The organism is Psychrobacter sp. G, from assembly GCF_000418305.1.
GTDB lineage: Bacteria > Pseudomonadota > Gammaproteobacteria > Pseudomonadales > Moraxellaceae > Psychrobacter > Psychrobacter cryohalolentis.
The window spans coordinates 2,389,334-2,401,527 of record NC_021661.1; the positions used below are offsets into that span (position 1 = coordinate 2,389,334).

At 43.3% G+C, this 12,194-nt stretch carries 10 protein-coding genes; 7 read left to right on the plus strand and 3 right to left on the minus strand.

From position 1 onward, the window contains the following. Positions 1 to 233 precede the first annotated feature (233 nt). The 4 genes from PSYCG_RS09965 to PSYCG_RS09980 all read left to right on the plus strand — a co-directional run bounded on the left by PSYCG_RS09965 (position 234) and on the right by PSYCG_RS09980 (position 4,422). Positions 234 to 1,286 (plus strand): siderophore ABC transporter substrate-binding protein, encoded by a 1,053-nt coding sequence (locus PSYCG_RS09965; RefSeq protein ID WP_051130948.1) that lies wholly within the window; start codon positions 234 to 236, stop codon positions 1,284 to 1,286. 81 nt (positions 1,287 to 1,367) lie between these two features. After that, complete coding sequence (locus PSYCG_RS09970; RefSeq protein ID WP_020444086.1) at positions 1,368 to 2,474, plus strand: ABC transporter permease; 1,107 nt, start codon at positions 1,368 to 1,370, stop codon at positions 2,472 to 2,474. A 62-nt stretch (positions 2,475 to 2,536) separates the two neighbouring features. Beyond that, positions 2,537 to 3,607: an iron chelate uptake ABC transporter family permease subunit gene (locus tag PSYCG_RS09975; protein ID WP_020444087.1), complete on the plus strand. Its 1,071-nt coding sequence runs from the start codon at positions 2,537 to 2,539 to the stop codon at positions 3,605 to 3,607. Between the two features lie 44 nt (positions 3,608 to 3,651). Next, positions 3,652 to 4,422, plus strand: coding sequence for an ABC transporter ATP-binding protein (locus PSYCG_RS09980; protein WP_020444088.1), 771 nt, complete (start codon positions 3,652 to 3,654; stop codon positions 4,420 to 4,422). A gap of 40 nt (positions 4,423 to 4,462) precedes the next feature. On the opposite strand, the gene PSYCG_RS09985 is transcribed toward PSYCG_RS09980, so the two are convergent. Together PSYCG_RS09985 and PSYCG_RS09990 are read right to left on the minus strand one after the other, a co-directional pair. Continuing rightward, a complete protein-coding gene (locus PSYCG_RS09985; protein WP_020444089.1) occupies positions 4,463 to 5,752 on the minus strand; it encodes a PepSY-associated TM helix domain-containing protein in 1,290 nt (429 codons plus the stop codon). A gap of 184 nt (positions 5,753 to 5,936) precedes the next feature. Beyond that, positions 5,937 to 8,030: a TonB-dependent receptor domain-containing protein gene (locus PSYCG_RS09990; RefSeq protein ID WP_020444090.1), complete on the minus strand. Its 2,094-nt coding sequence runs from the start codon at positions 8,028 to 8,030 to the stop codon at positions 5,937 to 5,939. Between the two features lie 649 nt (positions 8,031 to 8,679). Here PSYCG_RS09990 and PSYCG_RS09995 point away from each other — a divergent pair. Then, complete coding sequence (locus PSYCG_RS09995) at positions 8,680 to 10,086, plus strand: uracil-xanthine permease family protein (RefSeq protein WP_020444091.1); 1,407 nt, start codon at positions 8,680 to 8,682, stop codon at positions 10,084 to 10,086. Positions 10,087 to 10,248: 162 nt separating this feature from the next. Here PSYCG_RS09995 and PSYCG_RS10000 read toward each other — a convergent pair whose 3' ends face one another. After that, the gene (locus PSYCG_RS10000) at positions 10,249 to 10,914 is read right to left on the minus strand and encodes a TetR/AcrR family transcriptional regulator (RefSeq protein WP_020444092.1); all 666 of its coding nucleotides are present in this window, start codon (positions 10,912 to 10,914) and stop codon (positions 10,249 to 10,251) included. A 336-nt stretch (positions 10,915 to 11,250) separates the two neighbouring features. Here PSYCG_RS10000 and uraD point away from each other — a divergent pair, with 336 nt between their 5' ends. Continuing rightward, positions 11,251 to 11,772 carry a 2-oxo-4-hydroxy-4-carboxy-5-ureidoimidazoline decarboxylase gene (uraD, locus tag PSYCG_RS10005; RefSeq protein WP_020444093.1) on the plus strand — a complete coding sequence of 174 codons (522 nt, stop codon included), beginning with the start codon at positions 11,251 to 11,253 and terminating at the stop codon, positions 11,770 to 11,772. 38 nt (positions 11,773 to 11,810) lie between these two features. Then, entirely contained in the window at positions 11,811 to 12,179 is a 369-nt protein-coding gene (gene uraH / locus PSYCG_RS10010; RefSeq protein ID WP_011514236.1) for a hydroxyisourate hydrolase, read from the plus strand. Positions 12,180 to 12,194 lie beyond the last annotated feature (15 nt).

Consider the following 12,194-nt stretch of genomic DNA (forward strand, 5'->3'; position numbering starts at 1 on the left):
TTTTTAAGTTCAATCTAGGTCAGTATGCGATTCTATTATAACCTGAATACACTTAGTTAATAAAAATCATTATCATCTTTATTGATAATACGTCTCAATTACTTTATGATGGCGGCTAAATTATTTACCCAATTTATAATAAAACACCGAATCATTTAACCTGCCGTTAAATGAAGATTTTTATCGAGCAGGTTGTATAAAACTGCCAAAACCCGTCCTATACCGAGTTATCTATGTCTACTACCTCATTCTCTAGCCACCGTGCTACTCCTGTTTTTAAACGTCCCTTAGTAGCTGCACTCATGACAGCACTGCTTACTAGTATTACTGTAACTGGCTGTAGCGCTCCTGAATCTAATGACTCAGAACCCGCAGATAGCAACACCGAAAATAAAACCGCTGATAAAGCCAAAAATGTCGCCACTAACGAGGCGGTTTCTGTGACCACTATTAGCGTTGATACCATCAAGGGATCTGTTAATTTGGCAATCAACCCATCGCCGCTAGTGGTTTATGACATGACCTTGATGCAGGATTTGGCAGCGCTCGATGTCGCTGTTGATGGCATGCCAAGCGGTCTAAAATTGAATAACCTGCATTCAAAAACTCAACCAGATCCGAAAGAAGTCGGCACGGTATTTGAGCCAGATCTTGAAGCATTAAACGCAATGCAGCCACAAGCTATCTTGGTCGGTTCGCGTATGGCAGAGAAATATAATGCGCTCTCAAGCATCGCGCCAACGCTCGATATGAGTATTGATACTGCCAATATCTATGAGTCTAGCAAACAGCGCTTGCATGATTTGGGTGCGTTATTTGGCAAAAGCGATCAAGCCTTGAAGTTGCAACAGGATATCGACGGTCTTATTGATGAGACGAAAACAGCGACCAAAGATAAAGGCAATGGCTTGGTCATCATGGTTAATGGTAATAAGCTGTCTGCTTACGGTGATAAGTCACGTTTTGGCTTTATCCATACCGTACTTGGCGTACCGATGGTTGATAATCAGATAAAAGACGCCGATCATGGTCAGCCGGTTTCCTTTGAATACTTGCAAAAAACCAACCCTGACTGGTTGTTTGTGATTGACCGTAGCGCGGCTATCGGTGAAGAAAGCGTTGGTGCAAAAGCCGTCTTGGACAATGCATTAGTCGCGCAAACGACAGCTTGGAAAAAATCTCAAGTGGTTTATCTAAGCCCAGATTCATACCTTGCATTTGGCGGTTATTATCAGTGGGTGCAAGATTTGACCGCGATTAAAACGGCATTTAGCCAAGCAAAGTAAATATTTTTATTCGTTGAAAACCAGACGTAAGTGCCCATTCTTGCGTCTACCCTTTACGCTAATCATAAGTTAACAGTCGTTATGTCGTTATTTTCTAATCACGCTACCAATATAGATAAAGTTAATAGCGATAAACCCCTATCTTCTGTACCCTTAACAGGGCAACAGAAGGTAAATGGTCAGTTAAACTCTAAATCACGACACGCAAAAATAGCACCTTGGTTAATCAATACAGCAAGCTTTGTCATCATGGGAATGTTGGTATTGCTAAGTTTATCTATTGGGGTTGCTGACTTTTCATGGTCAGGTGTCTTTCATAGCCTCATCAATCATAGTGCCAACTCGGACAGCTCCCTGATGCTGGTCAGTCGTTTGCCGCGGACGATTGCTATTATTTTGACCGGTATTGCCATGGCAGTAGCTGGGATGATTATTCAAGTGGTACTCAAGAATCGCTTTGTAGAGCCGTCTATGGTCGGCGCAACTCAAAGCGCTGCCCTTGGCTTATTGGTGGTGAGTCTGTTCTTTCCGGCCAGCGCGCTAATTATAAAGATGAGTGTGGCAACCATTGCGGCAGTATTTGGCATGATGCTCTTTATGCTGCTGATTCATCGTATTCCGCCGACAGATTTCTTGATGATTCCGTTGATTGGTATTGTCTTTGGCGGGATTATTGATGCTATTACTACCTTTATTGCCTATCAAACGGAAACGTTACAGATGCTCAGCGTTTGGCAATTTGGTGACTTCTCAAGCGTGTTGTCAGGACGGTATGAGCTGTTATGGTTGACTGGCGTGCTATGTATTATCGCTTATATTATCGCCGATAAGCTGACCATTATTGGTTTGGGCGATAATATTGCTTTAAATTTGGGTATCAGTAAGCGTCATGTGACGTGGATTGGCGTTGGTATGGTCGCCATGATGAGTGCCGTGGTCGTGGTCACGGTTGGCATGATTCCTTTTATTGGTTTGGTCGTGCCAAATATCGTCAGTCGCATTATGGGTGATAAGCTCAGGCGCAGCTTGCCAGCGGTAGCGTTATTGGGCGCATCAGCGGTATTACTTTGCGATATTATCGGGCGCTCGATTCGCTATCCGTTCGAGATTCCGGTAGCAACTGTCTTTGGCGTGGTCGGAACTATAGTGTTTTTATGGCTATTATTACGTGCGCCTGCTGAGTCCTAAATGAGTTAGATTATCTAAGTTATCATTGTTTTACTTGCCACTCTCTTTTATAAGATTAGCGTATGTTTTTACCTTCTGCCTCGTCTGGTCAAACGACTGATGCTACTATTGATAGTGCTGCTAAGAGTGCTACCGCCAACCTGAACCCATTGGCAAAATTCTGGGCAAGGCTAGGGTTAGCTATCAGTCAACAGCCTAAATCTGTTGCTGCTCTTGTTTTATTAATCTCCGCCTTATTATTTTTAACCGTCAATGTCCATGGGCATTGGGACTTTGCCCTGCCACTACGGGGTAAAAAACTATTGGCGCTAATGGTGGTCGGCTACGCAATTGGCGTCTCTACTCTGCTTTTCCAGACTTTAACCCATAACCCTATTCTCACGCCCTCATTATTGGGCTTTGACTCGCTTTATGTGCTATTGCAAAGTCTATTGGTATTTTTCTTAGGGGCGATTAGCTTCACCAGTCTTAATCCAGTTGCCAAATTTTCGCTTGAGATTGTATTGATGTTTGGCGCGTCGTTATTGCTGTTTAAATTACTCTTCTCCAAAAGCAGTCAGGACTTAACGCGGCTGATATTGGTAGGGGTTATTTTTGGAGTCTTGTTCCGCAGCTTATCAGCCCTGATTGCGCGACTGATTAATCCAGATGATTTTGTGGTGGTGCAATCGGCAAGTTACGCGCAGTTTAATACGGTCAATCCGCAGCTATTAGTCATCAGTCTATTTATTTGTGTCGTAAGTGCGCTATTTATTTGGCGCTGGCGGTATCAATGTGATGTGCTGATGTTGGGTAAAGCGCAGGCAACTAATCTCGGTATTAACTATCAACGTTTGGCATTTGGGCTATTAACTGTCATCGCGGTATTGGTCGCTACAGCTACGGCGTTGGTTGGTCCAGTGACCTTTTTTGGTTTATTGGTCTGCGCTCTAACCAATCGTATGGCGCGCCATATGTATCATAGCGAACGGCTCATTTTAGTGAGTTTAGTAGCGATGATTTGCTTGGTACTCGGTCAAACGCTCTTTGAACAAGTGCTCGGTATGGCAGGCGTATTATCCGTCGTTATTGAGCTGGCAGGCGGCTTGGTATTTTTAGCCTTGATATTTATGAGCCAGCGGCGCTTGAAATAAAAACTCTAAACACTTATTAAACATTCAGCTAAAAAAGAAGCATTATGATAAAAATAACGGGTGTATCGCATCATATTGGCAAGCAGCAGATTTTGCATGATATCAACTTATTATTGCCACCGTCACAAGTCATCGCTTTAATTGGTCCCAATGGTGCCGGTAAATCGACATTATTTTCGGTGATGGCACGTTTGCAACCGTTGCAAAGCGGACAAGTGAGTTTTGCTGCTGATAATGAAGAACGTGATATCGTCAGCTGTGATGCGCGAACGCTTGCGACGACGGTAGCCATGCTCAGTCAAGACAATCAAGTACAAGGGCGGCTGCGGGTGCATGAATTACTGATGTTTGGGCGCTATCCGTATCATCAAGGTCGTCCAACGGCAAGCGATCAGAAAAACGTGGCTGAGATTATCGAACTCTTTGAGCTGGCGCCATTAGCTGAGCGTTTTTTATCTGCCTTATCGGGTGGACAGCGGCAACGGGTGCTGATTGCGATGATTGTTTGCCAAGATACACCGTATTTATTGCTTGATGAGCCGCTAAATAATCTCGATATGTATCATTCAGGTCGCTTGATGCGTGAGCTGCGTGAGTTAAGTCATAGCCAGCAAAAAACCGTGGTCATTGTCCTCCATGACATCAATCAAGCCGCCCAGTTCGCTGATACGGTGGTGACCATGAAGGACGGTCAAGTACAAGCTATTGGACGTCCTGTCGATGTCATTACTCAAGAGACCATGAAAGATCTCTATAACGTCGATGTGACTGTAATCAATCATCAAGGTCGTCCGGTAATCGTGGATGCGGCTTAAAATCGTACTTATAAACGGCTTTGTCACTTTTAGACCAATTTTATCTCAGCTTTCGCATAGATTTTAAGCGTTGCTGTCGACCTTTCCACCATAAATACACGCCAGTACCAGACAAGACGGTAACGGCTAGTCCAATCAATGCCAAGAATATTTGATATGCCAGATGACCGACACCATGACTGATATGTCCCATATGTAAGGTGGATAGCCATTGGTCAGCTTTATGGCCAAATGAGGCGTTTTGATAAGCAAAATTTACTTTCTCAACGCTACCATCTCTTGCATTGACTGTAATTGAAGACGCGCCGCCTTTTTTACCGATGTCTTGATTGGTTTTAAAGCGCATCTGCCACTGCTTATCTTCCTCGACCCAGCGAATACCCAATAATTGCTGCACGGTTAGTCCGTTTTTTTGCGCGGCAATAGTTGCTTGCTTGCTTAAATAATCGATACTATTGGCTTTATTAACAATATTAGCGATGATCATTTCAGTGCTAACTGGCGCGCTAGATTTATCTGCTTTATTTAATTTATCTTCTTTGCCTTTGTTGCCGTCAAGCCCTACCACCGCTTGCATCACCGGCTTATAGATCTGCTGCAAATTAAAACCGACACTTGACCAAGCAATCACAAACAGCATCAGCCACAACCATAAACCAAACGCGTGATGCGCATCATAATTAAGCTTAAAGGTATTGGTTTTGGTGCGGATTTTCCACGCAGGCAGCCATCGTTTTAATAAAGAAGCCCGTTTTTTAGCAGGATATTGGGGCGGTACCTGATTCTTTTTAACCGCTCTTGGAAAGGTCAAATAAAATCCAATAAAACAATTAATCGTCCAAACAAGCGCAATAATACCTAGTACTAACTTACCAATATCACCAAGCAACAACTCACGATGCAGCCAGAACACCTTCCACATGGTATTGCGCCATGCCCACTCGTCTTTATCACGCGTGCCAATAATATCCGCAGTATAGGGATTGATATAAACCTCTTGGAACAAGGGTTTAGGTTCTACTTTTATATCGCCTTTATATTTATCGACAGCAAAGACGACAGCGCGATTAGGCTCGATTGCCACGGGCATGGTCGAAAAACTGTATTCTGGATAGTGGCTAATCACCTTGTCATGCAAGGTAGCAATAGACAATGGCGGTGTCTGCGCTTTCTCAACAACCGCCAAACGCTGATTAAATACCGCGTCCAGCTCATCGTGAAATGCCAATAGTGCGCCCGTTATACCAGCCATAAGTAAAAAAGCGGCCATCACAAGTCCAGTATAACGGTGAATCCATAGGCAAGTTTGGCGTGGGTTAAATGAAATCATTGATTATTATTCTTTGTTAATTTTAGCGTTAGAATTGCGCTAAATGCTGATGTGTTAAAGACGCATAAAACGATTTAAAAAAGACATCTGGTTTAAAAAAGAGGTTTCGACATAAAAAAGCCAGCTCTTATACAAAGCAGCTGGCTTTTTTGATACTCATTTTTTACGCATGATCAGTATAAATTTAGAACTGATAGGTTAAAGATGCTTTGATATTGCGACCGGGTTCAAAGTCGGTACGCAAACCATCTGCTTGTTCTGCAAGCGAACGTGACGCATGGCTGGCATAGGTTTCATCAAAGATATTATAAACCCCAACAGTCGCTTTTAAACCATCGACTTGTTTTGGCATATAGCTCATAAAAATATCATGCACATCATAGTTAGACTTTTCAGGCTGGGCAGATTCAGTTTTGGGCGTGATGGCTGCAACATAAGTACTGCGCCAGCCAAGCTCGGTGGTGTCTGTCGGTACGTAGGCCAAGTTCACCATATATTTATCGCCAGAGTCGGCGCTGCCACCAGTCACCGATGGGATACTATAGCCCGTTCTATCGCCTTTACTACGTGCATGAGCATAGCTTAGACCCATGCTAAAGTCGTCCATTTTATAGTCAGCAGCGAGCTCAACACCCTTAATTTTATAATCTTCATCTTTATTGACCGCGCCTTGGCAAGCGCCACCAAGTTGTCCAGTGGTACAGTCTAAGCCAACGCGAGTACCACCAGAACGGACAAATTCAATAAAGTTTTCGATATCAGTTTCAAAATATTTTCCGCTAAGTTGCAGTGCATCGCCCGCTACCGTTAGATCGCGCAAGGTTTTTACGATACCAATCTCAGCATTTGATCCTTCTTCTGCTTTTAAGTCTTTATTGACGTATGTTTTGTCGCCGTCTGAGTTAAAGATCGCTTGGCTCAAATCAGGGCCATTAAATAACTGCGTATAACTGGCAAACACTTGCGTTAACGGTGCAATTTCATAACTAGCAGCAAGCGCACCAACGACATTGTCATAAGTTTTGCCACCAGCAACAAACTCTGGCGACTCATAACGGTCGTAGCGTACGCCCGGCGTTAAGGTTAACTTGCCATTTTTCCACTGATCTTCTAGATAAATAGAGGTATTCTTGGCTTCATCGGTGCCCTTTTTAACGAAGTCACGCTCTAGCTCAGATTCTTTTTTATAGTGTTCAATACCAGCGATTAGCTTATGGCTGCCGACATTGGTATCAATGATGCTGGTATTTTGAATTTTTGCGCCGGTGGTTTTTACGCCCGCTTCCCAGTTATAACCTGGCTTTGTCGTATAGTCGGTATCGCGTGAAATCTGCGTTTCGGTTTGATAAACATTGGTATCGACATTGACTAAGTTACTGGCAGGATTGTAACTATAGTCTAAACCATAAGTATCACGCTTAACCTTTTGCGGTAGAATTTCATTCCAACTGCCAACGCCTGGGCTTGCTGGGAAATCTGGGCGTAATGGGAACATGCCTTCGTTTTCGGTACGGCTAAAGCTAGCCCCTACGTGATGGTCATTGGCAATATACGCACCTGCCTTTAATAAAATATTCTCGCCTTTGCTATCTTCCGTTTGGATCTTACGACCTTCGCCATCTTCACCCGCATTGGCATTACGCTGACCATAATAAGCCAGTAAGTCTATATTATCCGTTGGGGCAGCAAACACAGTCGCTGAGGTGAGCAATTCATCATTATTACTAGCATAACCTGCATGCAATTTGGCACCGATTTTTTGACCCGGTTTTAGCAAATCTGCGGCATCAACGGTTTTAAAAGCAACTGCGCCACCTAGCGCATCGTTACCTAGTGTCACTGAGTTATTACCGACCGATACTTCCGCTTGTTTTAGCAAATCAGGGTCAATGGTCACATCGCCCATATGATAAAACAGCGTGCCTTCTTGGCGAGCGCCATCAATGGTCACTTTCAAATTGGTATCATCGAGTCCACGTACGCGTATACGCTGATTGACCGCTGACGTACCGCCTACCGTAACACCGGGTACGACATTTAAAAAATCACTTAAGTGGCTTGCCTGCGCAGCTGGGGTATAGCCTTCAACATCAACACCGCCCTCTTGCACGCTTTCACGTACTGAGCTGTTTGCCGTCACTGTGATGGTCTGTAAGGTAGTGCTCGGCACATCTGCTGAGATAGTAGCACTCGCCGCTTGTGCCCCTAGTACTGCTGCTACGCCCATAGACAATACGGTCAATCGACTAGAAAATCTTGATAATTTTACTTCGCGCATAACATACTCACTTTATCTAGTATAAGAATTTTAAAACTCGTTTAGGAAACCAATAATCAGTAATTTTTGCCCAAAATCACTTTCTAAAGAGCTTGATGCTTTAATAATTATTAAGTTTCATATAAGAATGACATTATTAATGTTAATGATAATGATTAGCGTTTAAATATTGACAGGCATAATAACGAAGTATTAACAATTTGGCAATATTTAAACTGAAAAATTTTCTTTTAATATCTTTGTAGGCTTGTATCGGCACCTGCACATCTGATGAATACCTTTAGTGTATTGCCGTCTACATAAGTTCCCCATATATGCGGAGGCGATTATCAGCGACTGAGTGATTATTTATAAACGCTGAATATCAAAAAAAAGTATTGCAATATACTGCCAATTACATATACCCTAAGATAGTTGACTATTTAGTCAGGTTTGTACATACGACTATCGGTCAGACTGAGAAAGACTGGTTATTTGCTTGCATGTATTTGCATAAGGATCATGCGACTCTGTGTTTGATACTGTGTAAACAGCTAGCTGCGATAAGGGCTTATAGAGACCCTCATATGTCTCCTATTTATCAACGTAACGCTGTCTCTAAATATCTTTACAGAGCTTGGACTAAAAGTCACTTTAGGAGAAAGCCAAAATGAGTGAGCATACTCAAGGAAATCCCGATTTATTGTACGGACTGCACGACCGTCCTGCGCCTGCAAAAGCATTTTTAGGTGCGGTACAGCATGTACTCGCCGCTTTCGTTGGTGTTATTACGCCCTCATTGATTATTGGCGGTGCTTTGGGTCTAGGTGAGCATATTCCCTACCTGATCAGTATGGCGCTAATGGTATCTGGGGTTTCAACCTTTATTCAAACCCGTAAATTTGGTCCTGTCGGTTCAGGGCTGATGGCTCTGCAAGGCACCAGCTTTGGTTTTTTAGCGGCAGTGTTAGCAGCAGGTTTTGTAGTAAAAAACCGAGGTGGTAGTCCTGAGGAGATTCTCTCTGTAATCTTTGGCGTGACATTCTTAGGCGCCTTTGTCGAGATATTCTTGAGTCAGTTTATTACTAAACTTAAATCCTTGATGAGCCCTATCGTCACCGGCTGTGTCATTGTCACTATTGGTTTGTCCCTAACCAAAGTTGGTCTAACCGATCTAGCAGGCGGTGTTGGTGCAGAGAATTTTGGTAGCATGGAGAATTTGCTACTGGGTGGCGGGGTCTTAATCAGTGTCGTGCTTATTAGTATCGTACCTAACAAAGTTATTCGCTCAAGCGCTATTTTTATTGGTCTGATGTTAGGCTTGCTGGTAGCAGCATTTATGGGTCGTATTGACTTCTCATTAGTCTCACAAGCCCCGCTACTGACTGTACCTGTGCCTTTTAAGTTTGGTTTTAGTTTTGATTGGCAAGCGTTTATACCGATTGCCTTTATGTATATCATTACCAGTATCGAGACTGCTGGTGATTTGACCGCGACGTCGATGATCTCAGGTGAGCCTATCAAAGGTCCACTATATGAGAAACGTATCAAAGGTGGGGTACTAGCCGATGGTGTCAACTCTGCCATTGCTGGTATCTTTAACAGCTTCCCAGTCACTACTTTTAGCCAGAATAATGGCGTTATTCAGATGACGGGTATCGCTAGTCGCTATGTTGGCTTCTATGTCGGCGGTATCTTATTCTTTATGGGTTTATTCCCTATCCTAGGTGCTATCTTTACTCAGCTACCAAAACCAGTAGTTGGTGGTGTGACACTGTTGATGTTTGCAACCGTAGCGACTGCTGGTATTCGCATACTTTCGACCGTAAACTTTACCCATCGTAATATCTTAATCATAGCCACCTCTCTAGGTTTGGCGATGGGTGTTGCCTTTGTGCCTGATGTATTTGCACAAATGCCGCAGATGTTCCGTAATATCTTTGGTTCAGCAGTGACCGTATCGGGTATTATCGCGATTACGCTTGATATGATTTTACCAAAAAGCTTTGGTGCGGAGTTTGATACGGCTGACCAGCATGCTGAGGATGACATGAAGCCTGCTCGTGAAGCCGCTTAAGAATCAAGGGTTAGATGATTTTCTAAGACAATGTAAAAGACTTTGCTGAGTGACAAAAGAAAAGGATTGCCTTGATGATAAAGCGCTAATTAGCAGCGATATCGTTAAAGCAATCCTTTATGCGTCAAGCCATTCAGTAACAGCAGTTGTTCGAATCTACCCCTACTCGAGTCCGCAGCCTCGTAGTATAAAAGGTATTAAGAAGTCAGCAGCGCGTGCCTCGTCTGTCTCATCATACGCGCTCTTTTGCATTAAGCCGACGATTTCTGTTTCAAACTCTGCATAGCGCTGCGTGGTTGCCCAAATCAAAATCAATAGCTGTAAAGGGTCAGCAATGGCAATTTTGCCTTGCTCATGCCATATCTTCATGACTTGTGTTTTATCCAGTGCCCAATCTTTCATCGCCGTCGACATAAAATCATGTAAATGCGGGGCACCGCCGATGACCTCTAACGCAAATAGCTTATGGCGATTTGGGTTTGCAAATGCTTGATGCAATTTGGTGCGGACGAACTTTTCGATAACGGTTCTCGGATCGCTGTCTACTGTCATCGTCACCAAGCCATCATTCCACTCTTGAATGATGGCACGCAAAACTACTTTGTACAGATTGGTCTTACTTTTAAAATAGTAATGCACATTGGCTTTTGGCAGCCCTGCTCGATCGGCGATACCTTGCATGGTGGCACCGCGATAGCTTTTCAGCACAAACTCTTCTTCAGCGGCAGTCAAAATCACCGCTTGGTTTTGGGCACGAATATCATGCTGATTGCGATGAACCACGCTCTCAGAGGCGGATGAAGGTTTTGCTTTAGAAATTTGAGTCATAGGTTGCACCATTAGACATTTATATCAGTAAGTACCATATTCTAGCGTGACTTTAAGATAAACTGTGAATAAACACACTGATTATTAGCATATCTAGTAAAAAATAAAAATATTTTGCATAAAGTAGTTGACCATTTAGTCAGGTTTAAGCAGAATGGATATATATTAACCAATTATGACTCAATCGATACTACTTTCACCTGAGTTTTTCCCTGAGTTAAGTAATCAACAGACTAATATCAGCACACGATACTGTCTGTACCTTATAAATTCATATCACTCAAATGATAAATGTGTATCCGTCAACACTTTGTGTCAACAGATAAGGATATCACTGTGAGCTTATCACTAGCGCAACTGAACGCCCTCTCGCAAGCCGATGCGACCTCAGAATTTCTAACGTGCTGTACTAGTAGCCAATGGGCGCAAACCTTGGCAGACGCACGTCCGTTTGCAGATATAAAAGCACTATTGAGTGCAAGCGATGACGCATGGCAACAAGCTAAAGCGGATGAAGCTAACTTGCTAGAAGCCTTTGATGGTCACCCACAGATTGGCAATGTCGACTCATTAAAAGAGAAGTATCGCAATACGCAAGACAGTGCTGCTCATGAGCAATCAGGCGCCAATGACGCTGAAGATGCGGTACTTGAAGCGTTAGCACAAGGCAATCAAGACTATCTCGATAAATTCGGCTTTATCTTTATTGTCTTTGCAACTGGTAAAAGCGCGCAGCAAATGCTTGATCTATTGCAAGCACGCCTGCCAAATGATCGCGAGACTGAATTGCTCAATGCGGCTACTGAACAAAATAAAATCACGCGTTTGCGTTTACAAAAACTGTTAGGCGACGCTTAAATCTTGCTTTGTCTCTCTCATACATAAAAGGAATTATTATGTCAGGTACTCTTTCATCACATATTTTAGACACCCATCTTGGCAAGCCTGCCGCTGATATCGCAGTGACGTTACATCGTATTAGTGCCAGTGGCGAGCCGTCATTATTGGCAAACGGTGTCACCAACGCTGATGGTCGCGTGACGCCAGATAGCTGGGCATTTAACCCAGAAATTGATATTGCCGAGTATCATTTAGATATCGGTCGCTATACGCTGACCTTTGATACCCAAGCATATTTTGATACGCAAAACCTCACAGTATTTTATCCGCAAGTGGTCATCGATTTTATGATACAAGATAACGGTCACTACCATGTGCCGCTACTGCTTAGCGCACACGGCTACGGCACTTATCGCGGATCATGATTTTATAGCTTTATG

Bases quoted from the DNA above. Each gene is read 5' to 3' on its own strand.
- PSYCG_RS09965 (WP_051130948.1), top strand. From the start codon at position 234: ATGTCTACTACCTCATTCTCTAGCCACCGTGCTACTCCTGTTTTTAAA.
- PSYCG_RS09970 (WP_020444086.1), top strand. From the start codon at position 1,368: ATGTCGTTATTTTCTAATCACGCTACCAATATAGATAAAGTTAATAGC.
- PSYCG_RS09975 (WP_020444087.1), top strand. From the start codon at position 2,537: ATGTTTTTACCTTCTGCCTCGTCTGGTCAAACGACTGATGCTACTATT.
- PSYCG_RS09980 (WP_020444088.1), top strand. From the start codon at position 3,652: ATGATAAAAATAACGGGTGTATCGCATCATATTGGCAAGCAGCAGATT.
- PSYCG_RS09985 (WP_020444089.1), bottom strand. From the start codon at position 5,752: ATGATTTCATTTAACCCACGCCAAACTTGCCTATGGATTCACCGTTAT.
- PSYCG_RS09990 (WP_020444090.1), bottom strand. From the start codon at position 8,030: ATGCGCGAAGTAAAATTATCAAGATTTTCTAGTCGATTGACCGTATTG.
- PSYCG_RS09995 (WP_020444091.1), top strand. From the start codon at position 8,680: ATGAGTGAGCATACTCAAGGAAATCCCGATTTATTGTACGGACTGCAC.
- PSYCG_RS10000 (WP_020444092.1), bottom strand. From the start codon at position 10,914: ATGACTCAAATTTCTAAAGCAAAACCTTCATCCGCCTCTGAGAGCGTG.
- uraH (WP_011514236.1), top strand. From the start codon at position 11,811: ATGTCAGGTACTCTTTCATCACATATTTTAGACACCCATCTTGGCAAG.